The 26,328-nt window shown below is 35.1% G+C and carries 26 protein-coding genes; 15 read left to right on the top strand and 11 right to left on the bottom strand.

Annotated features, from left to right (window positions below; genetic code table 11):
* Window positions 1-28: 28 nt before the first annotated feature.
* A complete protein-coding gene (gene argS / locus BST92_RS02050; RefSeq protein ID WP_105069957.1) occupies window positions 29-1,810 on the top strand; it encodes an arginine--tRNA ligase in 1,782 nt (593 codons plus the stop codon).
* A gap of 228 nt (window positions 1,811-2,038) precedes the next feature.
* Here argS and BST92_RS02045 read toward each other — a convergent pair whose 3' ends face one another.
* Complete coding sequence (locus BST92_RS02045) at window positions 2,039-2,209, bottom strand: Lacal_2735 family protein (RefSeq protein WP_105069956.1); 171 nt, start codon at window positions 2,207-2,209, stop codon at window positions 2,039-2,041.
* A 38-nt stretch (window positions 2,210-2,247) separates the two neighbouring features.
* Complete coding sequence (locus BST92_RS02040) at window positions 2,248-2,619, bottom strand: VOC family protein (protein ID WP_170061694.1); 372 nt, start codon at window positions 2,617-2,619, stop codon at window positions 2,248-2,250.
* Between the two features lie 106 nt (window positions 2,620-2,725).
* Between BST92_RS02040 and BST92_RS02035 the strand changes: the two genes are divergently transcribed.
* Entirely contained in the window at window positions 2,726-3,991 is a 1,266-nt protein-coding gene (locus tag BST92_RS02035; protein WP_211292424.1) for a pyridoxal phosphate-dependent decarboxylase family protein, read from the top strand.
* A 21-nt stretch (window positions 3,992-4,012) separates the two neighbouring features.
* Here BST92_RS02035 and rlmF read toward each other — a convergent pair whose 3' ends face one another.
* Entirely contained in the window at window positions 4,013-4,882 is an 870-nt protein-coding gene (gene rlmF, locus BST92_RS02030; RefSeq protein WP_105069954.1) for a 23S rRNA (adenine(1618)-N(6))-methyltransferase RlmF, read from the bottom strand.
* Between the two features lie 179 nt (window positions 4,883-5,061).
* On the opposite strand from rlmF, the gene BST92_RS02025 reads away from it, so the two are divergent.
* Complete coding sequence (locus BST92_RS02025) at window positions 5,062-6,411, top strand: DEAD/DEAH box helicase (protein WP_105069953.1); 1,350 nt, start codon at window positions 5,062-5,064, stop codon at window positions 6,409-6,411.
* A 58-nt stretch (window positions 6,412-6,469) separates the two neighbouring features.
* Here the strand turns inward: BST92_RS02025 and BST92_RS02020 are convergent, their stop codons facing one another.
* Complete coding sequence (locus BST92_RS02020; protein ID WP_105069952.1) at window positions 6,470-7,366, bottom strand: DUF6263 family protein; 897 nt, start codon at window positions 7,364-7,366, stop codon at window positions 6,470-6,472.
* A 136-nt stretch (window positions 7,367-7,502) separates the two neighbouring features.
* On the opposite strand from BST92_RS02020, the gene BST92_RS02015 reads away from it, so the two are divergent.
* From BST92_RS02015 to hppD, 3 genes are all read left to right on the top strand, one after another.
* Window positions 7,503-10,118, top strand: a complete 2,616-nt coding sequence (locus BST92_RS02015) for a T9SS type B sorting domain-containing protein (RefSeq protein WP_105069951.1) — start codon at window positions 7,503-7,505, stop codon at window positions 10,116-10,118.
* A gap of 91 nt (window positions 10,119-10,209) precedes the next feature.
* Window positions 10,210-10,698, top strand: coding sequence for an OmpH/Skp family outer membrane protein (locus BST92_RS02010; RefSeq protein ID WP_105069950.1), 489 nt, complete (start codon window positions 10,210-10,212; stop codon window positions 10,696-10,698).
* 277 nt (window positions 10,699-10,975) lie between these two features.
* Window positions 10,976-12,139 carry a 4-hydroxyphenylpyruvate dioxygenase gene (gene hppD / locus BST92_RS02005; RefSeq protein ID WP_105069949.1) on the top strand — a complete coding sequence of 388 codons (1,164 nt, stop codon included), beginning with the start codon at window positions 10,976-10,978 and terminating at the stop codon, window positions 12,137-12,139.
* A 69-nt stretch (window positions 12,140-12,208) separates the two neighbouring features.
* Here hppD and BST92_RS02000 read toward each other — a convergent pair whose 3' ends face one another.
* The 6 genes from BST92_RS02000 to BST92_RS01975 form a co-directional block, all read right to left on the bottom strand.
* Window positions 12,209-12,934 carry a heavy metal translocating P-type ATPase gene (locus BST92_RS02000; RefSeq protein WP_105069948.1) on the bottom strand — a complete coding sequence of 242 codons (726 nt, stop codon included), beginning with the start codon at window positions 12,932-12,934 and terminating at the stop codon, window positions 12,209-12,211.
* The gene (locus BST92_RS01995; RefSeq protein WP_105069947.1) at window positions 12,931-13,653 is read right to left on the bottom strand and encodes an acetolactate decarboxylase; all 723 of its coding nucleotides are present in this window, start codon (window positions 13,651-13,653) and stop codon (window positions 12,931-12,933) included. Before BST92_RS01995 ends, BST92_RS02000 begins: the two co-directional genes overlap by 4 nt.
* Window positions 13,640-14,524, bottom strand: a complete 885-nt coding sequence (locus tag BST92_RS01990; protein ID WP_105069946.1) for an NHL repeat-containing protein — start codon at window positions 14,522-14,524, stop codon at window positions 13,640-13,642. Before BST92_RS01990 ends, BST92_RS01995 begins: the two co-directional genes overlap by 14 nt.
* On the bottom strand, window positions 14,524-15,153 hold the full coding sequence (locus BST92_RS01985) for a heavy-metal-associated domain-containing protein (RefSeq protein WP_105069945.1): 630 nt from the start codon (window positions 15,151-15,153) through the stop codon (window positions 14,524-14,526). The genes BST92_RS01990 and BST92_RS01985 overlap by 1 nt, the downstream gene beginning before the upstream one ends.
* A gap of 81 nt (window positions 15,154-15,234) precedes the next feature.
* Window positions 15,235-15,999, bottom strand: coding sequence for a hypothetical protein (locus tag BST92_RS01980; protein ID WP_105069944.1), 765 nt, complete (start codon window positions 15,997-15,999; stop codon window positions 15,235-15,237).
* A gap of 65 nt (window positions 16,000-16,064) precedes the next feature.
* Window positions 16,065-16,469, bottom strand: a complete 405-nt coding sequence (locus BST92_RS01975; protein WP_105072178.1) for an HYC_CC_PP family protein — start codon at window positions 16,467-16,469, stop codon at window positions 16,065-16,067.
* 76 nt (window positions 16,470-16,545) lie between these two features.
* On the opposite strand from BST92_RS01975, the gene BST92_RS01970 reads away from it, so the two are divergent.
* Window positions 16,546-17,394, top strand: coding sequence for a phosphatase PAP2 family protein (locus tag BST92_RS01970; protein ID WP_211292422.1), 849 nt, complete (start codon window positions 16,546-16,548; stop codon window positions 17,392-17,394).
* 6 nt (window positions 17,395-17,400) lie between these two features.
* Here the strand turns inward: BST92_RS01970 and BST92_RS01965 are convergent, their stop codons facing one another.
* On the bottom strand, window positions 17,401-18,300 hold the full coding sequence (locus BST92_RS01965; RefSeq protein ID WP_105069943.1) for a DMT family transporter: 900 nt from the start codon (window positions 18,298-18,300) through the stop codon (window positions 17,401-17,403).
* Between the two features lie 536 nt (window positions 18,301-18,836).
* Between BST92_RS01965 and BST92_RS01960 the strand changes: the two genes are divergently transcribed.
* Genes BST92_RS01960 through BST92_RS01925 form a run of 8 tightly spaced genes read left to right on the top strand, consistent with a single transcriptional unit; the run spans window position 18,837 to window position 26,326 of the window.
* Complete coding sequence (locus tag BST92_RS01960) at window positions 18,837-19,460, top strand: GNAT family N-acetyltransferase (RefSeq protein ID WP_036580426.1); 624 nt, start codon at window positions 18,837-18,839, stop codon at window positions 19,458-19,460.
* Between the two features lie 12 nt (window positions 19,461-19,472).
* Window positions 19,473-20,645 carry an argininosuccinate synthase gene (locus BST92_RS01955; RefSeq protein WP_105069942.1) on the top strand — a complete coding sequence of 391 codons (1,173 nt, stop codon included), beginning with the start codon at window positions 19,473-19,475 and terminating at the stop codon, window positions 20,643-20,645.
* The gene (argC, locus tag BST92_RS01950) at window positions 20,642-21,619 is read left to right on the top strand and encodes an N-acetyl-gamma-glutamyl-phosphate reductase (RefSeq protein ID WP_105069941.1); all 978 of its coding nucleotides are present in this window, start codon (window positions 20,642-20,644) and stop codon (window positions 21,617-21,619) included. Before BST92_RS01955 ends, argC begins: the two co-directional genes overlap by 4 nt.
* Before the next feature lie 10 nt (window positions 21,620-21,629).
* Window positions 21,630-22,430, top strand: coding sequence for a pyrroline-5-carboxylate reductase (gene proC / locus BST92_RS01945; protein WP_105069940.1), 801 nt, complete (start codon window positions 21,630-21,632; stop codon window positions 22,428-22,430).
* Window positions 22,427-23,551 carry an aspartate aminotransferase family protein gene (locus BST92_RS01940; RefSeq protein ID WP_105069939.1) on the top strand — a complete coding sequence of 375 codons (1,125 nt, stop codon included), beginning with the start codon at window positions 22,427-22,429 and terminating at the stop codon, window positions 23,549-23,551. The genes proC and BST92_RS01940 overlap by 4 nt, the downstream gene beginning before the upstream one ends.
* Window positions 23,548-24,486, top strand: coding sequence for an N-acetylornithine carbamoyltransferase (locus tag BST92_RS01935; protein WP_105069938.1), 939 nt, complete (start codon window positions 23,548-23,550; stop codon window positions 24,484-24,486). Before BST92_RS01940 ends, BST92_RS01935 begins: the two co-directional genes overlap by 4 nt.
* Complete coding sequence (gene argB / locus BST92_RS01930; protein ID WP_105069937.1) at window positions 24,486-25,262, top strand: acetylglutamate kinase; 777 nt, start codon at window positions 24,486-24,488, stop codon at window positions 25,260-25,262. Before BST92_RS01935 ends, argB begins: the two co-directional genes overlap by 1 nt.
* Window positions 25,262-26,326, top strand: a complete 1,065-nt coding sequence (locus BST92_RS01925; protein ID WP_105069936.1) for a M20 family metallo-hydrolase — start codon at window positions 25,262-25,264, stop codon at window positions 26,324-26,326. Before argB ends, BST92_RS01925 begins: the two co-directional genes overlap by 1 nt.
* Window positions 26,327-26,328 lie beyond the last annotated feature (2 nt).

Below are 26,328 nucleotides of genomic sequence, written 5' to 3'. Positions count from 1 at the left end.
TTATCTTTGCAGGCTTAAATTTGTAACCATGACGCTTAACAATCAACTGGAAACTGCTGTAAAAAACGCTGTAGAACACTTATTTTCTGTGAGTTTAGAAAATGTGGAAATCACGCTTACGCGAAAAGATCAAAACGGAGACCTTACGGTAATGGTATTTCCTATGTTAAGACATATCAAAGGCAATCCAGCTGTCATAGGTGAACAAATAGGTGCAGAGCTGGTCAAAACAGACCTCATTACTTCCTACGAAGTGATCAAAGGATTCTTGAATATCACTGTATCGCATGCCATTTATCTTAAGGACTTCAATAACATTCTAGCCGCTGAGGATTATGGAAAAACACCAATTGACGCCTCACAGTCTGGTGTGATGGTAGAGTATAGCTCGCCTAATACAAACAAGCCATTGCATCTAGGTCACGTGCGTAATAATTTATTAGGCTACTCAGTAGCCCAAATAGTAGAAGCAACAGGCCGTAAAGTAAATAAAACCCAGATCATTAATGACCGCGGAATTCACATCTGTAAGTCTATGCTGGCTTGGGAGCGATATGGTAATGGAGAAACTCCAGAATCTACCGGATTGAAAGGAGATAAACTGGTTGGGAATTACTATGTGAAGTTTGACCAAGAATATAAAAAGGAAATCGCTGACTTAATTGCTGCTGGTAAAACAGAAGAAGAAGCTAAAAAAGAAGCGCCATCACTCATCGCAGCTCAAGAAATGCTACGTAAATGGGAGCAAGGTGATGAAGCTGTAGTTGCTTTATGGAAAAAAATGAATGGTTGGGTATATGATGGTTTTGAAACCACTTATAAAAATCTAGGTGTTGATTTTGATAGTTTGTACTATGAAAGCAATACCTATTTATTAGGTAAAGATGTGGTGCAAATAGGTCTCGATAAAGGCGTATTTGAAAAAGATCCAGACGGCTCTGTATGGATAGATTTGACAGATGAAGGACTGGATCGCAAAATTGTATTACGATCTGATGGTACCGCAGTTTACATGACTCAAGATATAGGAACAGCTATACAACGTGTAAAAGATTACGACATCAATTCTATGGTGTATACCGTAGGTAATGAGCAAGATTATCACTTTAAGGTGCTTTTCTTAATTCTTAAGAAGCTGGGTTATGATTGGGCAGAGAATCTATATCATTTAAGTTACGGTATGGTAGAATTACCATCTGGTAAAATGAAATCTCGTGAAGGAACTGTAGTAGATGCTGACGAACTTATGGAAGAAATGACAGATACTGCTAGAGAGATTGCTCAAGAACAAGGCAAGCTAGAAGGTATGAATGATGCTGAAAAAGAGCGTCTTTATAAAATGATAGGTTTAGGAGCATTAAAATACTTTATGCTTAAAGTAGACCCTAAGAAAAGCATGATGTTTGACCCAACAGAATCGGTAGATTTTCAAGGAAATACAGGTCCATTTATTCAATATACTCATGCCCGTATCAAGTCAATCTTAAAGAAATCTGCTTTTGAAACAAGTGATTTAAAAGTGGCTACAGATTTAGAACTAACCGATAAAGATGTAACAGTCATTAAAATACTACAGCAGTATCCTGAAACGGTTCATGCCGCAGCGAGAAATTACAGTCCAGCACTAATCGCAAACTATGTTTATGAACTGGTAAAAGAATTTAATTCATTTTATCAGAACGTTCCTAAAATTGTAGAAGAAACTAGTGCAGATATGAAGCAGTTCCGTCTAGCATTATGTTTTAAAACTGCAGCCGTTATCAAATCAGCTTGTGGATTACTAGGAATAGAAGTTCCTGAGCAGATGTAAAGTTGTTGAACTCGAACTCGAACTCGAAATTTGAATTGGTTGAAGAAACGTCAGTGCGATCTCGGTTTAGCTGAAAGAAGCAATCTGCAGGTGTTGGATACGCTAACTAATTGGTATTTAAAAATTTAAGTTCAGCCGAAACAATACGCTGAAATAATCCTACCTGTCGATAGGATGGTTCAGCGTGACAGCTTTTGAAAATAGACTGCTGACTAAGGACTAAAAGACTTAAGACTTCTTCAAATCATCCATCTTCTTACCTATTTCTTCCGCTTTTGCATAAGCAGCATCGGCAGCAGAGCGATCTGTTTTTGAGAGTTTATGAAAATCTCCCATGAGTTTTTGATACTCTACCTGTAATTTATCTAGCTCACTTTTCTTTTTAAATAATCCAAACATAATAGTCTTTTTAGTAAAGTCGGAAAAGTTTTATTTCATTACTCTTTGAAAGCTCCTATATGCCACAATATATTACTAGGATCATGAAGAAAGAACTCTTGTCCCCAATCATACTTCACCATTCCTTTAAGTTGAATGGTAGGGAATTGTTTCTTTAAATCTAGAGACTTCAAGTAACTTAAAAAGCCTGCTGGATCATTAACCTCAAGAAATAACATCGTGTTTTCTATCCAATCTTTAACCTGAGAGTCTTGAAGATAGAAACTACAATTTCCTAGTTGACAAACACTCATGTTAGTCGCTATGGAAGTCACTTGAAATCCTATGGCTTTATAAAAAGCAATAGATTCTGCATAATCATTGCAGCCTATAAAGGGTCGTATAGACTTCGTTGCCAGATTTTGTTGCATAGAATGTTTAAAAATATACGTTTTAGATGAACAAAAATGACAATTATCATTACTTGTCATTCTAAATTTAAATAATTTAGCAGCATATTTATTAAAAATAATATAAGTGACTTACAATCAGGTTTATAGTAGTTGGAGACGTCTTTCTAAAGAAGCGATTGATCAACACATTCTAGAAGCGTTATCTCAAAATATCAATTATTATGATAGTTTAAAAATGGGTGTGCCCGCATCTCATCTTGATAAGCAAGAATTTGCACCAGATTCTCAAGTTCTCGATGGGTCTACATTTCTTAAAACTCTTATTAATAATCCTAATCATATAGGTGTACATACAGATACAGATTTATCAGAGCCTTATTTCTCTGGCACACAACGATTAGAAGCTGAGGTTATTAAAATTATTGCTCAGGATATTCTCAAAGCGCAACCAGATTCTATCGATGGTTATGTATCTTCAGGTGGTACTGAAGGTAATATACAGGCCATATGGGTATATCGTAACTTATTTAATGAGACCTATGGACTAGAAAAAGATTATAGTTCTATTGCCATATTATGTAGTGAAGACGCTCATTATAGTATGGATAAAGCAAGCAATCTGTTAAATATAAAACTCGTTAAAGTCAAGGTTGATTCAGAAACTAGAGCCATCGATTCAACAGATCTTAAAAACCGATTAGATTTATTACAATCACAAGGTGTTGATAAGTTGATATTAGTCTGCAACATGATGACGACTATGTTTGGTTCTGTAGATTCATTGGATGACTATATGGCTGTTATCGCACAGTATCCTTCCATGACGGTTAAAGTTCATGTAGACGGAGCATATGGTGGATTTTTCTTGCCATTTACAAATCCAGATCAACCATTAACTTTTAATGATGATCGTATTGATTCCTTTACACTAGATGCTCATAAAATGTTACAAGCCCCATACGGTACTGGGATTTTTGTGATTAGAAAAGGATTACTTAAATATAGTCTTACCGATAGTGCACAGTATGTAGCAGGAATGGATTGCACGCTAGTGGGAAGTCGTAGTGGTGCAAATGCGATAAGTATTTATAAAATATTAATGAATTACGGTCCTTATGATTGGGCAGAGCGCATGCTAGCCCTAGCAGCTCGCACGACTCGATTAAAAAATCATTTGTTAGAGCTTAATGTAAGACTCATTCATTTTAAGGATAGCAATATTATAACCATTCATCGTGATTTTATCTCACCTATGATTGCTCTTAAATACGGACTTGTGCCAGATAATCACAATCATCCAGTGTGGTTTAAAATTGTTGTAATGGATCATGTAAAAGGTGATAAAATCACTCAGTTTTTAAATGATTTTAAATCTCAAAAAATTGAATAGGACATTTATATAATAAAGATATTATTCTGTAGGTTTTCTATCAAATTTCCATGCGATAAAACGGCTCTTTTTATTCCCACTATTCATAGGTACTATTTTATAACTCGCTTTTAATTTAGTAAGTTGTTTCTCGAGTTTAGGTAAGTTTTCTTTACGAGATATTAAACAGGTAAACCAGCCTACTTGCGATTTAAAAGCAACACTTTCTTTGATCAATCTCTTTATAAATAAAGCCTCGCCACCATTGCACCATAATTCGTGAGATTTACCGGCAAAATTGCGCTCGCTTACTTCGTTTCCTAAATTTTTATTTTTACGCTGGTTGGCCTTAATAGCTTCATCTTCACTACCGTAAAAAGGTGGATTACACATAGTAAAATCATAGAGCTCTTGAGGCTTAATGATGTTCTTTAATATAGAACCACGATTTTCTTGAAATCTCAATTTGATATTAGAAATCTTACGTGATTTAGGCAGCGTGATTTTTTCTTGTAACGCTTTCGCAAAAGCGTAACTGTCCTCATCAACCTCACTACCTACCATTTTCCAATTGAAAATTGCAGTACCTAGAATAGGGTAGATCATATTAGCTCCAGTACCTATGTCTAAACCTGTAATATTTTTTTCTCCTACTAGATCTGCTAAATGAAGTATGTAGTCTACACGGCTAGGTATAGGTGGACTCAAATAATCAACCGGTAATTCCCAGTGATTCACACCATAGTGTTCTTTAAGTAGTGCACTATTTAAAGCAAGTACTGAAGCTGGATTTGTGAAGTCTATACTTATGTAACCATCTTCTTTTGTGATGAAGTGAGGCTTAAGGTCTGGATACGATTCTGATAATAAGTCGAGATCATATCCATGTTTGTGTAAATTATTATCATGCATGGCTGCAAAGATAAGACAGTAGTTACTGTTTTATTATAAAGAGGATTCTTTACTGTACATTAGTTTGATTCATAACTAGGCTAATAAGTGAGTTTAAGATTGCTACGAGCCCTTAAAAAGCGATTGTTTAAGAGTACGTTACCTGAGTCATTTCCATTACCTTTGCAAAAATCATTTTCATGAAGAATTTTGAGGAACTAAATCTGGGAACACCATTGCGCAATGGTATTAACGATTTAGGTTTTACCACGATGACACCTATTCAAGAGCAAGCTTTTCCGGTAATTTTATCGGGTAGAGACATGATAGGTATTGCTCAAACTGGTACTGGTAAAACACTAGGTTATATGTTGCCATTGCTTCATGAACTTAAATATGCAGACACTCTTGATCCTAGAATTTTAATTCTAGTACCTACTAGAGAACTAGTTGTTCAAGTTGTTGAGCAAATTGAAGCTTATGCTGCTTATATCAATGTTAGAGTGCTAGGTGTTTATGGTGGTACTAATATTAATACACAAAAGAAAGCTGTGGCTGATGGTGTTGATATTATCGTAGCAACTCCAGGGCGTCTTTATGATTTGATAGTTGCGCAAACCGTACGATTGAAAAATTGTAAGAAGGTAGTCATTGATGAGGTAGATGTAATGCTAGATTTAGGTTTTAGATTTCAATTAACTAACATTTTTGATCACCTACCTGTTAAGCGTCAGAACATCATGTTCAGCGCAACGATGACAGATCAAATAGAAGATTTTATTAAATCATATTTCTTTAATCCAGAAAAAGTATCAGTAGCGGTAAGTGGTACAAGATTAGAAAATATCACTCAAACCTGTTACCCAGTAGAGAATTTTTATACTAAAGCTAATCTATTAATGGATTTGCTTACAGATGAAGAAGAATTTAAAAAAGTACTTGTTTTTGTAGGAAATAAAAAGAGTGCAGATCGTTTACAAGATTATATGCTGGAACGATATGGTGATGAGATCGCCGTTATACATTCTAATAAAACACAAAATTATAGATTACGTTCTATAGAGCTCTTTGATAGTGGTGAACGTCGCATCTTAATAGCTACAGACGTGATGGCGCGTGGATTAGACTTAGATAAAATATCTCACGTAATAAATATAGATGTACCTTCTTTTCCAGAGAATTATATGCACCGTATAGGTCGTAGTGGTCGTGCAGAGGAGAAAGGTAAAACAATCTTGTTCTACACAGAAAAAGAAAAGGACGATAAAGAAGCTATAGAAGCTTTAATGGACTATAAAATTCCAGAAATTCCTTTTCCAGAAGAAGTTGAAGTTTCTAATCAAAAAACACCTGAAGAGAAACCAGTTGTACGCGAGCTTTTTAATCCTCACAAAATTATTGAAGAAGAGCGAGGAGCTTCATTTCACGAAAAAAGTGAAAAGAATAAAAAAGTAAATTTAGGTGGAAGTTACCGTAGAGAAATTGCAAAAAAATATAAGAAACCTAAGACTCGCGGCGATAAAATAGCAAACAGACGTAGGAAAAAATAAGGCTATAAAAAAAGCCCTTTAAGTAAATCTTAGAGGGCTTTTTATATAATAGTAAACGTTATTCAATAACTGTTGTTGTTTGAGTCTTCATCGTCATTTTCATTTCTTGAGGCATCATATCAGATTTCTCAATTACGATATCACCATCTAATTCTTGTCTTATAGAAGCACTGGTAATCCATCCTGTTTCTTTATCGATAGTGTATGTACCAGAGCTAGGACCAGAAAGGCTGTAATTAGCTTTCATGCCGTTAAGATTAGTACTTGCGTTATCTGGCGATTTTACAATTGCAGTTGAGCTTATGATATATGAATTATCATTAACGCTTTCTAATTCAAAATTACTAGTAGCCTCAAAAGCAGCAATAGAATTTACGGTTATCGATTGGAACCAAGAATCACCAACAGCTACTTTTTCTTTAGGTAAAATTGCAGATAATTGTTGGTAATTTGCGGTTTGTTTTTCAGCGCTCATTTCTTTTTTTAAAGCTGCCTCTACTTGTAATAATTGCATTTGCGGCATTTCTACACCATTAGTCAAACCTTCCAATTGTGCACTATTGTCAAAACTTAAAATTTCGCCATGTTTATTCATGGTGATTTTTATAGGTTCTTTAATCATATTTTTAAATATGGTGTTCATAGCATTAGATTCTGGACCATCTGATGTTATGGTCTCTGTGCCCATAGGTGTCTTAGTCTCGTTAGACATTTTTTTAATAATAATGTCAATGTAATAAATACCGTCCTTCACATCAGTTACAAGATAATCTGTTTCTGTAGTAATGATGGTTGTGATTTCTTGCGGCATACCATTAATAACCTGCTGTTGCTCACTAGTCACGACCTGATTTTGAGGATAAGACTTTCCTTTTTCAAGGTTGTATACTATTTCATATTGTGCAGTAGCTATAATGCTGAAAAGGATAGCAATAAAAAATAATGATTTTTTCATGTTGAATTATTTAAGCAGGCAATATAATATAGGGAAGGTAGAATATTGGTTTTTTAACGATTACATAACGATAATCTAAAGATAAGTCAGTTCTTGGTCAATAATTATTATATTTTTGCGGCAAAATTATATTTTCTTGAAAAAGCAACTGATTTTAAGTTTGTTATGTTTGTTTATTTTCGCTTTCGCGAAAGCGCAATCAGTAAACTCTTCTTATTTATGTTTAGCAAACGGTGATATAGTACTTGCAGATTTAGGGAATTGCAGTTCGACAGTAGTCGCTAGTTATTCTTCTTCTTTCTTTGATATAGCACAAGGTGATACTGATGATACTTTGTACGGTATACGTAACGATGAATTGTTTTTAATTAATGTATCTAATGGGGTAGTGACTTCATTAGGGATTTTAAACGTTGTAGGTTTTACGGGAAACTTTAGAGTAGATTCTTTAGTTAAGGAAGGACCAGGTACTTTACTAGGTGTCCATACTAATTCACCTGGTGGTCTTTTTAGATTTGATATAGCGAGCATGACCGCTACATATCTAGGCGATACTGGCTTTCCTAGTGCAGGAGATTTAACTTATTTTAATGGTAACTTATATTTAAGTGCAGACGGTAATGATCTCGCTCTTATAGATGTTGCAAACCCTAGTAATTCTAGTCTGGTTGGAACGATACCTGGTGTATCAGGATTCAATAATGTTTTTGGAGTAGTTACCATTATAACCGCAAATCCTTGTGCTATCAATCCTACCTTTGAATTAGTTGCAACGGGTGGAAATGATACTCGTTTTATTGATATAAATACAGCTCAAACAACGGCTAATTGTCCTAATCTAGTTAGCTCAGATATATTCGGTGCTGCTGAGGTGGCGTCTGATGTTATTTGCTCAATAAGTTTAGAGATAGAAGATTCTAACGGAAATACTGATCCAGAATATTGTCAAAATGCAAATACAATTCTTAATACAACAGCAGATCCTTTAACACCACTAGGTGTATACTCATATGAGTGGCGTATACAAGGTCAAGCCGGTGTAGTAGGTACTAGTGCTATTTTACCTATTAATATAACGACTACTACTACTTATGAATGTACTATTACAGACTCTGGACGTGTTGCGCCAGATAATATAGCCACTTCTAGTATTACAGTTACGGTAAACCCTTTGCCATCGTGGAATCCTATTGCAAATGTTATCGCGCATAGTAATTATACATTACCAGCAATAACAGGAACTAATATACCTACAAATGCTGCATTTTATGATAATCCTGCCCATACGGGTACTCCTTGGAATACTGGTGATATAGTTGATCAAACTTTATTTACTACTAATCCAGCAACAATTTACGTTTATGGAATTGATGCCAATGGTTGTGAACTCATTGAGCAGTTTGACATAGAATTTGTTGATGTGCAGGTAACTATTAGTCCTGGTGGAATCCAAGATGTATGCGTTGGTGATATGGTCACGTTAACGGCTACACCAGTCCCTGCAAATGCTTATGGTAATTATACCTATAACTGGTCAGATACACAGGGAACAAGCTATCCTAACATGGCATCTATTACAGTAACAGTGAATGTTGCTACTACGGTATCTGTTACAGTAAACGATTCTGGTGTTGAGAACGGTACGGGAATGGGATTTGATATGACAGATTTTAATGTACTAGCAGTAATTGATATTGATGATCTAGTAGATCAAAACGTGACTGGTAGCTTTACATTTCCGGCTATAACAGGAGTAGGTTTAACAGGTGGAGAGGCGTATTATACACAGCCTAACGGAAATGGAACCATGTATAATCCAGGTGATGTAGTAACCACAGCAGACTTTGCGGTACTGCCTATTGCTCTTTACATCTATGATGATAATGGTAGTTGTAGTGATGAAGAAAGCTTTATTCTAGGTATAATGGATCCACCTATGCTTAATTTAACTATAAGCGCTACAGGAAATGATTTTTGTGCTGGAGAGTCTACCACTTTAATGGCAACGGTGAGTCCTGCAACAGCGCAAGGATCTTATAATTATGAATGGCGAGAACAAGGAGTCGCTACAGTATTGTCTACCGCAATATCATTAACTGTAACACCTGCGGTTACTACTACTTATGAATGTACAGTAACTGATAGTGGTCTAACAACTAATAATTCTATTACAGAAACATTTACGATTAATGTTATACCTGTTCCCATATTGAATCCGGTAGCTTCTCAAAGCGTTACAGGCTCTTACACTTTCCCTGTGATCAATGGAACCAATTTAAGTGGTAATCAATTATTTTTTACAGATTCTGGAGGACTAGGTTCTTCATACATGACTGGTGATATTGTAAATATTACTGATTTTAATACTTATCCAGTAACTCTATATATTTATGATATTAATGCGTCTGGTTGTAGTGATGAGGTAAGTTTTGAATTAACTATCAATCCTATAGTGATTATCCCAGTACCGGAAGAGCCTCTATTTGTGATACCAGATTATATCACACCTAATAATGACGGTTATCATGACTATTGGAGAATAGATATCAATAGTGCGGATGTTAATGTAACAGGTATTTATGTTTTTGATCGTTATGGAAAATTATTAAAGCAACTAGCACCCGATGGTATAGGGTGGGATGCTACCTATAATGGTAACCCTTTACCATCGAGTACTTACTGGTACTTATTACAATATGATATCGATAATGTCTCAAAAGAGCAAACTGGTTTTTTTGCGGTAAAAAGGTAATCTTAATAACTTTGGCTTAGTTATTGGAAATTGAAATTTATATAAACAATAGGGAACATTTTAATTATCTTGTGCCCGTTAAAATACAATCATGAAAAAATTATTATTACTAGTAGCTCTTGTAGCTTCATCTTTCACATTTGCACAAACAGGATATGTTGATGCAGAATTCTTAATGTCTAAAATGCCAGAAGTTAGTGCTGCAGAAACTCAATTGAAAAATTACACCAGTAATCTTCAAGCAGATATTACAAAAGCCGAAACCAATGCCAATGCAAGATTTCAAGCTTTACAACAAGAGGCACAATCAGAAGGAGTGACTGAAGAAAGAAGACAAGAAATCATTAAAATGGCTCAACAGCTAGAAGGTTCTTTAAATACAGAAAAGCAAGGTGCCGAATTAAAATTAGCAACTAGACGAAATGAATTGATGCAACCTATATATGATAAACTGAATGCAGCTATAGAAAAGGTAGCAAAGGCAAAAGGATTTAAAATTATCGTATCTGTAAGTTCTGTATTATTTGCTGAAGAATCTGCAAATATCACTGAAGCTGTTAAAACAGAAATGGGATTATAGTCCCTATATTTTATATTTTAAAAGCCGCTCTAAAAGAGCGGTTTTTTTTGTGACTGGTTGAGACTGAATCACCATAAAAAACTTGTCATAATACATTAGTTATATTCAAATCTGTATATTTACCTAGTCTTCTTAAATGGCAACTTTTTAAGTTCTAAATCTTAGATACAATGATCGATTATTCATATAAAATAGCTTCTCATGTAAGGGCAATGTGGTAATAATATCAGTTTTCTATACTACATTATTATAACATTATTTACAATTAAAAATTATTATGTCTAAAGAAATAAAAAACTTAACTAACCTAGCTAATACAGAATATTCACTTAAAAAACTCTTTAGTGAAGCCGAAGATTTTCTTCCATTGCTTGGTACAGATTACGTAGAATTATATGTAGGAAATGCAAAGCAAGCAGCACATTATTATAAAAGTGCGTTTGGATTCCAATCATTTGCTTATGCTGGACTAGAAACTGGTCTTAAGGACCGTGTATCCTACGTATTAACACAAGGCAAAATTAAACTTGTCCTTACCTCTCCATTACAAAAAGGTGGAGAGCTCAATGAGCATATCAATGTTCATGGAGATGGAGTTAAAGTAGTTGCTTTATGGGTAGAAGATGCTAGAAGTGCCTTTGAAGAAACAACTAAACGTGGTGCAAAACCTTACTTAGAGCCTACCGTTGAAAAAGACGAATTTGGTGAAGTAGTGCGCTCGGGTATTTATACCTACGGAGAAACTGTTCACATATTTGTAGAACGCAAAAATTATAATGGAGTTTTCTTACCAGGATATGAAAAATGGGAATCTCATTATAATCCTGAGCCTGTAGGTTTAAAGTTTATTGACCATATGGTCGGTAATGTGGGTTGGGATGAGATGAATAAATGGTGTAAGTTTTATGGTGAAGTCATGGGATTTGCTCAAATCATTTCTTTTGCAGACGATGATATTGCGACAGAATATACCGCTCTTATGAGTAAGGTAATGAGTAATGGTAATGGTAGAGTGAAGTTTCCTATCAATGAACCAGCCGAAGGAAAGAAAAAATCTCAGATTGAAGAATATTTAGATTTCTACAATGGTCCAGGAGTTCAACATATTGCAGTGGCCACAGATGATATAGTTGCTACAGTAAGCGCAATGAGAGAACGTGGTGTTGAATTTCTTTATGTTCCAGATACTTATTATGACGATATTTTAGAACGAGTAGGTGAGATCGATGAAGATATAGAATTACTTAAAAAACATGGTATTCTTATCGATAGAGATGATGAAGGTTACCTATTACAGTTATTTACTAATAACGTATTAGATAGACCTACCATGTTTATTGAAGTAATCCAGCGTAAAGGTGCCCAATCCTTTGGAGTAGGTAATTTTAAAGCCTTATTTGAAGCTATTGAAAGACAACAGGCGAGAAGAGGTACTTTATAAATATTATTTGAATCAAATAAAAAAGCCCGAAATCATTATTGATTTCGGGCTTTTTAAATTAGAATGATATTAGCTTATCAGCATTAATACTGCCATAATAATCATAATAGCATTCTCAATAAAGGTCGCCTCAGTCATTGGTAGTTTTAATGCCGTTCCTAGACAGGCACACTGAATAGATTTTTTATCTAATAAAGTTTTAGTTACTCCACCAGTAGTTATACTTAAAATAATCAATGTAATAAGTAGCGCGATATTTATTTGAAACCTCATTAAAAACATCAAGCCCAGCGCCGTTTCAATAAAAGGATAAATCCATGCATATGTTGGGATTAACTTTGCTAATGGATCATACATTTTGAAACTTTCTGGAAAACCCTTTAAATCTAAAATTTTAAAAAAGCTAAATACGATAAAGAACAAGCCCATAAAATCAAGCATGGCTTCATTCCAGTTCTCTCGATTATAATTTAGTAAAATGGTTGCTACCGCGATGTAGCTTAAAATTAAAAATAAAGGTTTTAATTGTTGTAGCTTAGACTTTTTGGTTTCCGCTTTTGCGAAAGCAGATTTCTTAAAAACATTTGTTTCCTCTATTATATCAATCTTATACTTAGGGGACAATGCTTTTTGGAAGGAGTCAAGATTTATATGAGCATCCATGTTGATTATAGCTTTCTCGTTTTCTAAGGTCACGACAGCATTTTGAACATGTTCCATATTGTTCAATTTATTCTCAACATCAGTACGGCAACCATTGCAGGTCATTCCTTGAATGTGATACGTGTGTTTCATCGTATTTTAGGTATATAAAGTGTTGCTTTACTAGCCTTTAAATCATCTACATGACCAGCAATCATATGATCGTTCACTTCTTTAAAATGCATATGTAGAAACGTGGTGTGGTGTGTAAATACAGCTTTGTGTTTAGTGGAATAAAAACCTATAATTTCAATTTCTTGATTTTCAATGATTCCATAAGCTCCAGATTCTTGATGTTTTTTATGATTATGTTCTTTATCTCCATCTTTCCAATTAATCACATGCCAATTTACTTGATCCACTTCTCCTCTAATTAGAAAGGGAAAAGGTTGATTTGTATCTATTCCGTGAAGTGATGCCTGTTTTTCTATTTGTTGTTCTATTGATTTAAGATCACTAAACTGTTCTAACATTATAGAGTTAGTCCACTCTTCTACCTGTGCATATACTAGTAGAGCAGCTTTATGGTTAAAGTCTCGTTCTAAAAGTACACTGTCCTTATCAAAAGCTTTACTAACATATGATTTACCATTAAAAATTTGAATTTCCCCTTTCAGGTTTTCTAAGGCACCCAGCGCATAGAGATAAGGTAAGTCTTGAATGGAATCTAGAGACGCAGTCGCCTCTAGATTTCCAGACATTAAATTTATTAAAGCACCAGTATGTAATACAGAATAATCTACAGATTTTTCATCCTTACAACCATACAGCATAAGTAATACAGGTATAAATAGAAGTTTAAGATTGTTCATTTTCTATATCTTTAAGTGCATACTTAATCAATTGGCCTTTGCGGTAATTAGTGATATACATGAATCCATCTTGGACATAAACATCTGTAGGTTTATCGATGTTAGTTTCTATGATCTGTTTCAATTGATATTTCATGTCAAAAATGAGAATGCGGCCATTTTCAAAATCTGTTAGAAATACTTCCTCATCTGTTACAAAAATTCCTGTAGCGGCATTAATTTTTAAATCAGCTCCTATAATAGCAATAGCTTTTCCAGTCTTATCAAAAACTTGCGCCCTATGGTTATAGGCATCGGCAATGTAAATGTGGCTTTTTGTGATTTGCACATCTGTAGGGTAGTAGAGCTGTCCTAGTTCTTTGCCTTCTGTGCCTATACTTATCCATTCCTTTCCATTATAATAAAGTACTCGATTAGGATAGAAGTCTGCAATAGCGATTTCATTTTTAAATATGCTAATTGCTGCTGGAGCGTCTAATGAGTCCTGCAATACCAGGTAGTCTCTTTTATGATCTCTAATTACAGCTATAGAGTCACGTCCATATTCTGGTACAAAAAGGGCTCTTTCTTTGAGTAAAGAAGTGGTGACTTTATCTGTAATTTCAAAGTCTGCCTCTCCAAAATCTATATGCATTGGTCTTTCAAAGCCTTCCATCTCAAATAAAATACTTCCGTCTTCAGCTACCTTAACTATACGATTATGATCGCCATCACTTAGAAAGATATCATTACCATCCATAGCAATACCTATAGGGTTGATACCATCTAGGTCGATTACTTTTTCAAACTGCCAGTCCTGTGCCACAGCAGCTTTATCTGTACATGAGATTATCGTGACCGCAGCCACGATGGTATATATAAACGTTCTCATTAGTTTGCTCTTTCATATTTGCAACATGGATGCAAGTTATCATAACTATCGTCTGTAGCTCTAGTACTGTTAGTATCGTGACCTACACCAGCCGCTGCCTTTTCAATATCTTTTTCACTAGTCAGTTGATGGTCATAACTTACGGTTAACATTTTAGTGTCTATGTCCCATACGGCACTAGCTACACCAGATACAGCGGTGGTAGCTTTTTCTATACGTGCCTTACACATACCGCACATACCATTTACGTACAATTTAGATGTGGTCACTTCACTGATAACTTCTTTTTCAGCTGCTTTGTTAGTTTCAACTGTACCATTTGCGCGTGTAATTTTTGCGTCGTTAGGCGTATATCCCGCTTTTACTACTTGGGCTACAACAGCTTCCATAGTTAACTCTTTTGCCGCTGGATAAGTAAATGAGAAATCTCCGGTTTCTATATCAATAGCGATATCTTTAATACCTTTAAATTCTTTAAACTTTTTCTCTAGACCATATGCACAAAATGGACAGCCTAAACCGTCTACTTGTACTTCAAATTGGTCTCTATCTTTACTTGATTGTGCATCTAATTGTGATACGCCCATCAGGCCTATTACTATGCTTAAAATAATGGTTATTTGTTTCATTGTGTTTAGTTTTATTTGATATCATTTATATAGAAACCGTGATTGCAGTAACTCTATAGATATCTTATTTTATATTTATTATTAAAAAGTATAGCGAGTTCCTACAAAAACAGAATAGTTAAGTGCTCGATCATCTGCTATTTCTTGAATAAGAGGTAATTGAACGGCTAGATCAAAGGTGATATTCTTACGAGCATATTGTATCCCTTGCGCATATAGTAATTGATACCAGTCACGTTCATGCAGCCATACACTGTTATATTCAAAATATAAATTGAGTTGCTTATTAGGATACTGAGGTTTTAATAACGGAAGGCCAAAACCCAGTTTAGTTCTAAACTCATCTAAGGTGCCATCTGGCATCCAGTTATAACCTATTTCTGTAGAAATGCCGTATTTCAACGTTTCTAATCCAGATACAATACCATAATAACCTGAATACTTTCCTGTAGAAATATCCATTACATCAATTTCCTGACCAGTAGGTAAAGTTTGTAAGGTCTTTGCTACCATACGGAAGGTTCTTCCGGTGCCATCTTTACGGTAAAATTGATATTTACCCATGATCTTCATGTCAGCAAGTCCACTACCACTGGTATCACTTAAGTCATAGTTGACATAAGGTACATGTAAAGCAATTAATGAATTTGCAGTAGGTAAATAATGGAGCATTACGGGAACATAAACGGCTGTTCCGCGCTCGGTGTTTCTTATTTCAGTTAGGGTTTTCATGGTGAAGCTATTGCCTCCTAGCATGATAGGTTTATCTGCTGTAATGGGTGGACCTTGTGAATACGCTTTCGCGAAAGCGAAAACCATCAAAGCCACCATAATAATATGTTTCATAGTGTTATTGAATAAAGTTAGTAATCTTATTGAATGCCTAGTGGCAATTGAGAATACAACTTTATTTAGATAAGAAAAGACTGGTGCAACACTGGTATGTCCCGTGTGACCAGAGGCGGTGAGTAAGATGTAAAAGGTGTGTCTACAAAATCATCACCAGTGATCGAGTAGATGTAAGAATGAGTGAATAGAACTATAAACTGTTGCTGGTCGAGTTTAAAATGATCCCATGATAATTTTAAATCATCTTGACCTTTTACTAATTCTATAACATCATTACAACAACTTTTTTCTAGTGCAACAGCACAGGATTCAGTTGTGTTGTTGGTCTCCATTCCACAGCCATGAGAAGGAACGACTATGGAAATGTCTTTTAAAAATGGACCACAAAAATGTTTATGCACACTGAATGATAGGGTAGAGCATAATACTACTACCGCCATCATAAGCACAGATATATTTTTGAGCATTTTTAAAAGCATATTACAAAGATACAATAGTTGTTCCTAAAATGTTGTTAAGTGCATTTTATAGTATTTTTGCAAAATGAAAAAATTGATGTTTTGCTTGTGTTTTCTAGGTTTATTAATATCTCAAGGGCAATCTAATGGTAGTAGTTTTAATGATGACAAGCAATCCTTATGGAATGATTTCACCTATGATATGGGGAATGTTTTTCAAGGTGTAGGCTATGCATATACTAGACCACTATATTGGCAAAATGATGATTTTTATATATTAGGTGCTACAGCTGGTACGACCTTAGGTCTGTATGCTTATGACGATGAATTAAGACAATATTTTGTCAATCATAAACAAGATGTGCCTAATTTGATATTGGATTATGGGTGGTATGCTGGTAGTCCACAAAACAACTATGGAGCTACAGGTGCAGTTTATCTCACTGGTCTGTTTACTCGAAATGAGAAATTAAGAAGAACTGGCGTTTTACTGTTATCGTCAGCAACCGCAACGGGCTTTTTACAACAATTTACTAAGTCAGTAGCTGGTAGGGCGCGACCACAAACTAATTTAGGAAAAAATCATTTTAAACCATTCGGTGGATCTGCTGGTTATCGATCTTTTCCATCGGGACATGCCGTACTTACGTTTACAAATGCTCACGTTATTGCAAAGCAATTTGATAGTTGGTGGATCAAAGGTCCTATATATGCCATAGGTATGACTCCTGGATTAACACGTATATATGAAGAACAGCACTGGGCTAGTGATGTGTTTTTAAGTTGGGTTTTAAGTTACTTTGTAGTGGAGAGTATCGATAAATACTTAGATAAGAAGTATGATCAAAAATATAATTCTGACTCTAAGGATAATCTAACTTCTCTAAATTTCACTTTTTCTGGTAATAGGCTAGGTGTTGTTTATTCATTCTAGCAATTCTTAAGAATATAATATCAAAAACACACCTATCATGATACCTGCAAGTGGTATGAGTTTTTGACGTTTGTTTTGTTCCTTAAAAATTAATCCGCCTATCACTACGGCTATAATAATTTGGCTACGTTTAATAGCAGACAGTAACATGATCATGGCGTCAGGATCCTGTAGTGCTTTGAAATAAAAATAGTCTGCAGTTTGTAATAATATACCAACTGCAGGAATAGACCACCTAAATTTAAAATCTTTGCGTTTTTGGGCATAAGGAAACCATGTGATGGATAAGATAATCAGTAAGATTATAATAGTGTAAAAGCAAAACCAAAATTGTAACGTTTGTGGATTAAGCATTAAACTCTGTATTAAGAACTTATCATATAGTCCACTAGAAGCCCCTAAAAATGTAGCGCCTATAATCGCAAAAATCCATTTATTACTTTTAAAATGGATGCCTTCTTTTTTACCTATTCTAGAGTATAATAAGACCGATAATATGATTAAGAAAAAGCCTATCCATTGATAGTTATTAGGAGCTTCTTTATAAATAAATATGGCGCCTATAAAGGTGAAAAATGGACCTGCAGATCGTATAGGTGTAACGATAGTGAGCGGTAAATGTTTAAGGGCTTGATAGGCCAGTATCCATGATGCTGCCATTATCATAGATTTTATAACAATGTAACCATGTGTGGACCATGGTATAGTCTCCACATAGAAACCTATTTCTTTAGTTGCTTCAGGCGCATAGATAGAGCCGATGTAAAAAGGTAAGATTAATAAAAAGCCAGCGATTAATGTTCCTAATAAAACAGGAAACACCTCATTGCCACGTACGGCATGCTTCTTACATAAATTGTGTAATCCTAAAAATAAAGCGGCAAGCAAGCCTAAATACATCCACATGCCGCGAAGATAGTTTTTTGCTCAAATTGAGTGACATTATTTCAAATAAGTCTGCGTTTTGAGATGTAAAAAGCCCAATGACTGATGGATAGGTTTTATGAATGCTTTGTAGATTATCATTAGAGTATCAGTTAATTGTGTTTTGTGTAAAAAATCAATATCAAATTTATCGATTCTTTAAATTTGACAAGTTTGTATTTAATTATGATGTCTGTTCTAAATAAATAATTACTTTTACCACATGAATTTATCCAAAAATAAAAATATATCCTTGCCCGTGCGCTTTACGCAACGACGCCGCTGTGCTTAATCTTACTTAGCATTTAGATATACATTTTTATTTTTTTTTACTTTGAATTCACTTCCATTATTATTTACTACTTTTTTAACTGCTCCTTTTAGGAACGGTTTTTCTGTGCGTCCTACTTTACGACGCCGACGCCCGTAAGGGTTTTTTCTTTTTGGGAATTTAGGTGCGTCCGGTTCTTCTTTTCATAACTACACTTTACACTATTAAATTTATAAAATCAATCTCAATGGAAATTGTTATTGCTCATAAATCGCATTCAAAATATGCGCAAATCATTTGTGATACTATAGCCGATGCTGCCAAAGTGCGCGGCACAGGAATAGCAAAACGTACACCAGAATATGTCACTACCAAAATGGAAAATGGCAACGCGGTTATCGCACTGGATAACGGAAAATTTGCAGGTTTTTGTTACATAGAGAAATGGGGACACGGCAAGTTTGTCGCAAACTCAGGCCTTATTGTGCATCCAGATTATAGAAATCTAGGACTGGCCAAACAAATTAAAGAACGCATCTTTTTACTCTCTAAAGAAAAATTTCCTGATGCAAAGATATTCAGCATCACCACTGGACTTGCTGTTATGAAAATGAATAGTGATTTAGGTTATAAGCCTGTAACTTTTTCTGAATTAACAGACGACCAGCAATTCTGGAACGGTTGCCAGACCTGCAAGAACTATGATATCCTACAACGTACAGAACAAAAAATGTGCTTGTGTACAGGTATGATCTATGATCCTTCTAAGAAAACAACCGAAGAAAAGAAACCTATTAAAAAGTCTGTTTTCAACAGATTAAAACAAATTAAGCAAACGCTTATTCTCAAAAAAGATCAAAATGAACAGTAATAAAAATTAGTAATAGCCTATAGTGGCGGACTGGACACCTCATATTGTGCCGTATATCTTTCACAAGATCTAGGTTATGAAGTGCATGCTGTGTGTGTGAACACAGGTGGTTTTACTCAAGAAGACCTTAAAACTATAGAATCTAACGCTTATAAAATGGGCGTGAGCACTTTTAAAGCAATAGACGCTGTCAGTACTTTTTATGATAAAGTCGTTAAGTATTTGATTTATGGAAACGTGTTGAAGAACAATACGTATCCACTATCGGTAAGTGCAGAGCGTATTGTACAAGCCATTGAGATAATTGAATATGCAAAAACCATAGACGCACAATTTATCGCTCATGGAAGTACTGGCGCCGGAAATGATCAAGTACGTTTTGATATGATTTTTCAAACTCTAGCACCACATATAGAAATTATTACACCTATAAGAGATGGTAAACTATCTCGTAAACAAGAGATAGATTATCTCATAGAAAATGGAATAGCTATGTCTTGGGAAAAGTCTCAATATTCTGTCAATAAAGGACTGTGGGGAACTAGTGTCGGTGGAGCAGAAACACTGACTTCGCTCAAGGCTTTGCCAGAAGAAGCTTATCCATCACAAATTCAAAAAGAAGGAAAAGAACAAGTAAAATTGGCCTTTAAAAAAGGAGAGTTAATTGCTGTAAATGGGAAAGAGCAATCTTCAGAACTGGCTATACAACAACTCAATGATCTTGCATCTTCATATGCTATAGGTAGAGATATCCATGTAGGCGATACCATAGTAGGTATGAAAGGTAGAGTAGGTTTTGAAGCCGCAGCAGCGTTGATTACTATAAAAGCACACCATTTATTAGAAAAACACACACTTACTAAGTGGCAGTTACAGCACAAAGATTATCTGTCTAGTTTTTATGGAATGCACCTGCATGAAGGTCAGTACCTCGATCCTGTAATGCGTGACATGGAGGCTTTCTTAGAAAGTAGCCAGGCCAAAGTTACTGGAGATGTTTATGTCACTTTACAACCTTATCACTTTACTCTGGATGGTATAGAATCGGTAAACGATTTAATGAATGCAAAATTCGGTACTTATGGAGAGGAGAATAAAGCATGGACAGCAAGTGAGGCCAAAGGTTTTATCAAGATCATAGGAAACAGCAATAAGATTTATAACCAGATACATCAAGAATCATGATTAAAGCAGGAATAATAGGTGGTGCAGGTTACACAGCAGGAGAATTAATAAGACTTTTAATTCACCATGATGAGGTAGTCATAGATTTTATATACTCAACCTCAAACGCTGGTAATGCCGTAAGCGATGTGCATCAAGATCTTTTGGGTACTACAGATTTGGTGTTTACAAACCAGTTAAATAACAATGTGGATGTTTTGTTTTTATGTCTAGGCCATGGCAATTCAAAATCTTTTTTAGAGAAGCATCAATTTTCAAAGAATACAAAAATTATCGATTTAAGTAATGATTTTAGGTTGATAGAATATGCACGCTTTCGCGAAAGCGAGTTCACATATGGACTGTGCGAGTATCAAAAAGAAGAGATTAAAAAAGCTACTCATGTGGCAAATCCAGGATGTTTTGCAACAGCGATACAACTTGCCATTTTACCACTAGCAGCACAACAATTGATAAAAGAAGATGTGCATGTAAATGCGGTTACTGGTGCAACTGGTGCAGGCACAAGTCTGTCACCTACAACACATTTCACTTGGAGAGATAATAATTTCTCACACTATAAAGCTTTTACGCATCAGCATCTAGGAGAAATAAATCAGACTTTAAAACAGTCACAACAAGATTTTAATTCTAATGTGTTATTTGTGCCTAATCGTGGTGATTTCAGCAGGGGAATTTTTGCGACAGCTTATACTAAAATAGACCTATCACTAGAAAAAATAAAAGACCTTTATAAGGACTACTATAAAGACTCGCCATTTGTATTTGTGTCCGATAAAGAAGTGCATTTAAAGCAAGTAGTTAATACTAATAAGTGTCTTATTCATCTACATAAGCATAATGACATTTTATTAATTACGAGTGTCATCGATAACTTATTGAAAGGAGCGTCTGGACAGGCAGTACAAAATATGAACTTGATGTATGATTTTCCAGAGGATCAAGGTTTACAACTTAAAGCCAACTTTTTTTAAACTCAAAATCATGAAAATAGCCATTATAGGAACTGGTAATTTAGGCCGCTCCATCGCAAAGGGATTGATTCATAATAATGCAATAACGACATTGTATTTAACTAAAAGGAATCTAGAAGATTTAGAGTTTTTTCAAGATTATTCTGGCGTGTTTTTGACTGCAGATAATGAAGAAGCAATCAAGAAATCTGACATTATCATTTTTGCGGTACAACCAGCACATTTTACGGATATTCTAGAAACAACTAAAGATTTATTTAATGAGAACCATGTGTTGATATCGACTATCACTGGTTTTACTATCGATAAAATAGAGGCAATTATAGGTTCAGATCAGCATGTGATTAGAGCAATGCCCAATACAGCGATCGCGGTTGGTAAATCGATGACCTGTTTGTGTCATAATGAAAAAGGGACTCGTAGAATAAAAGTAGCTCAGGCTATTTTTAATCGTTTGGGAACAACCCTAGTTATTCCAGAAACACAAATGCAAGCTGCAACCGTGGTATGTGCTAGTGGAATAGCTTTCTGGATGCGGTTAATAAGAGCGAGTACACAAGCCGCGATTCAGTTAGGTTTTGACGCTAGCGAGGCACAATTATTAGCAATGCATACTGCCGAAGGTGCTTCAAGTTTATTGATAACCACAGGCAATCACCCAGAACAAGAGATCGATAAAGTTACCACGCCCAAAGGTTGCACCATAGAAGGCTTAAACGAGATGGAGCATAAAGGATTGAGTAGTTCGCTTATTCAAGGAATGATAGCTTCTTTTCAAAAAATTAATACGATTAAAGAAAAACAGATATGAGTTTATTTGATGTTTATCCACTTTTTGATGTGACGCCAGTGCGTGCACAAGATGTTTATGTTTATGATCATGATGATGTCGAGTATCTAGATTTGTACGGTGGTCATGCTGTTATTTCTATAGGTCATTCTCATCCAGAATATGTAAATAATATAAGCGAGCAAGTTTCTAAAATAGGCTTTTATAGTAATGCGGTTCAAAACCCATTACAAGAAGCACTTGCTCAGCGACTAGTTGATTTTTCTGGTTGTAAAGATTACCAACTATTCATGTGTAATTCTGGTGCAGAGGCAAATGAAAACGCATTAAAACTAGCTTCTTTTCATAATAGAAAGCATAAGGTAATCGCTTTTAAAAATGGTTTTCATGGTCGTACATCTGCAGCGGTGGCGGCTACAGATAATGCAAAAATTATCGCACCATTAAATGCACAACAAGAAGTAGAAATTATTGAATTAGGAGATCTGGAAGCTGTAGAAAAAGCACTAGATAAGAATAATGTTTGCGCGGTAATTGTAGAATGTATTCAAGGGGTAGGTGGTCTAGATGAAGATACTACTGTGTTTTATCAAGGTTTACAAGCTTTATGTCGTCAGTACAATACTTCTTTTATTGCAGATGAGGTGCAATCTGGTTTTGGTAGAACCGGTAACTTTTTTGCATTTCAAAAACATGGACTAGAACCAGATATTATTTCAATGGCAAAAGGTATGGGAAATGGGTTTCCTGTAGGTGGTATTTTGATCCATCCACAAATTAAGGCTTCTTATGGATTATTAGGAACAACTTTTGGCGGTAATCATCTGGCGTGTACTGCAGTTTCTACCGTTCTCAATGTTATAGAAAAGGAGCAATTAATGGATAATGCAAAAGCAGTATCTGCTCACTTTTTGAAAAGAGCTCAAGAATTACCACAGGTTAAAAATGTGAAAGGACGTGGCTTAATGTTAGGACTAGAATTTGATTTTCCTATTGCGACATTAAGAAAGAACATTCTGTTTAATCATCACATTTTTACTGGTAGTGCAAAAAATCCTAACGTGATAAGAATCTTGCCGCCATTAACGATTAAAGAATCTCATATCGATTTATTCTTTGACGCTTTAAAAGCCGAATTATGAAGAAATATACTGAACTTAAAGATATAAAAGACCTTGCTCAATTAGTAGATGAGGCAATTGCAATAAAACAAACACCATATAATTTTCAACATCTAGGTAAGAACAAAACTTTGGTGATGTTGTTTTTTAATGCGAGTTTAAGAACGCGATTAAGCACAGAAAAAGCAGCAAAGAACCTAGGGTTAGAAGTGCAAATATTAAATGTGAATGATTCTTGGAAACTAGAATTTGACGATGGAACGGTGATGAATGCAGACACTTCTGAACATGTAAAAGAAGCAGCTCAGGTCATCTCTCAATATGCAGATGTGATTGCGGTAAGAGCTTTTCCTTCTTTAGTGGATAAAGAAAAGGACGCTCAAGAAGTAGTCCTGAATAGTTTTATAAAATATGCATCAGTACCTGTGGTAAATATGGAAAGTGCAACAGCTCATCCTCTACAAGCCCTTACAGATGTTATTACGATTGAAGAATTGAAAACCAAGAAAAATCCTAAAGTGGTTATTTCTTGGGCGCCGCATCCTAAAGCATTGCCGCAAGCGGTGGCAAATTCATTTATAGAAGTGATGCAAATGGCAAACGTAGACCTTACGATTACACATCCGCAGGGATATGAATTATCTGATGCGGTTGTAAAAGAAACACCGGTGATTTATGATCAGGAAAAAGCTTTGAAAGAAGCTGACTTTGTCTATGTGAAAAACTGGAGCAGTTATACTGATTATGGTAAGATTTTAAGTCAAGACGCGAGCTGGATGATGACTCAGGAAAAATTAGGTAAAGCAAAATTTATGCACTGTCTTCCTGTAAGAAGAAATGTCGTTGTAGAAGATGCTGTGCTAGATAGTGAGAATTCCATTGTCATCGAGCAGGCTAATAATAGGACCTATGCAGCTCAAGTAGTTTTAAAAAATATTTTAGAAAACATAGAATAATGGAACAGCTTAAAGTTATAAAAATAGGTGGACACATTATCAATGACCAGCAAGCACTAGATGATTTCTTAACCACATTTACTGCGATAAAAGGTCTGAAAGTCCTTATTCATGGAGGTGGAAAAGTAGCTACAGAATTAGCTCATAAAATGAATCTTGAGGTAAAAATGATCGATGGTCGTCGCATCACCGATTCAGAAACACTAGACATTGCCACTATGGTTTATGCTGGTAAAGTGAATAAAACTATCGTGGCAAAGTTGCAAGCTAAGCAGTGCAATGCCATAGGATTCACAGGAGCTGACGGTAATACCATTTTGTCTAAAAAACGAGATGTAGAAGAGGTAGATTTCGGTTATGTAGGAGATGTTGTAAAAGTAGATACAGAGATTGTTGAGGTATTGCTTTCGCGAAAGCGTACTCCAGTATTTTGCGCCATAACGCATGACGGACATGGTCTATTATTAAATACAAATGCAGATACTCTTGCTGCTGAACTCGCTATTGCACTAGCCAAAAACTATGAAACAGAATTGTATTACTGTTTTGAGAAAAAAGGAGTTTTACAGAATGTTACAGATGAGAATTCGGTGATTAAGAATATCAATCTAGAAAATTATCAAGATTTGAAATCGCAAGGAATTATTGCTGACGGAATGCTGCCTAAACTGCAAAATTGTTTTCATGCTATTCAAAATGGCGTGAAAAAAGTATGTGTAGGATTACCAGATATGCTTCAAAACTCAAACAGTTTATTCACTACAATATCGAACTAATGAAACATCAAGATTTAAAAAAAGAGGCTCTAGAGTTATTGAAAAAAATGATTGAAACAAAATCATTTTCTAGTGAAGAAGAAGGAACTGCTCTATTAATAGAATCGTGGTTTAATGATCATGAAATTCCATTTAAAAGAGATTATAATAATATATGGGCGACTAATAAATATTTTGAAAAAGGGAAACCTACGTTATTATTAAACTCACATCACGATACCGTGCAACCCAATAAAGCCTATACTAAAGATCCATTTAAAGCAATAGTTGAAGATGGTAAATTATACGGTCTAGGCAGTAATGATGCCGGTGGTTGTCTGGTTTCTTTAATCGCTACGTTTACTCATTTTTACAATCAAAAAGATTTAAAATATAATCTGGTCATAGTCGCTAGTGCCGAAGAGGAAAGTAGCGGCCCAAATGGATTAAATAGTATGTTAGATATTATACCACATATAGATGTTGCTATTGTAGGCGAGCCTACTTTAATGAATCTAGCAGTTTCAGAAAAAGGATTGGTCGTTTTTGATGCCAAAGTAAAAGGGACGCCAGGACATGCTGCTCATCCTAATGATAATAATGCTATATATAATTCTATCAAGGTTTTAAAATGGTTCCAAGATTTTAAGTTTGACAAATCATCTGAGGTATTAGGTGATGTAAAAATGACGGTAACGCAAATTAGAGCTGGTGTGCAACATAATGCTGTGCCGTCAGAGGTAGAACTGGTCATTGATGTAAGAGTCAATGATAAATACAGCAATCATGAGATCGTAGAAATACTGATAGAACAATCGCCTTGTGATGAGATTATTGCCAGAGGTTTGCGATTAAATTCTTCTTCTATTTCTATAGAACATGAACTGGTGCAAGCAGGAATAGCGATGGGAAGAACCACTTATGGATCACCTACCTTATCAGATCAGGCGTGTTTAAGTTGCCCTTCTTTAAAATTAGGTCCTGGCGATAGCACAAGATCTCACAGCGCTGATGAGTTTATATATCTAGAAGAAATTGAAGAAGGCATCGATATATACATCAATTTATTAACGAGTATTTTTTAAAG

The sequence above is a fragment of the Nonlabens arenilitoris genome, from assembly GCF_002954765.1.
GTDB classification, from domain to species: domain Bacteria; phylum Bacteroidota; class Bacteroidia; order Flavobacteriales; family Flavobacteriaceae; genus Nonlabens; species Nonlabens arenilitoris.
This window is presented reverse-complemented; position numbering and strand designations above follow the sequence as displayed.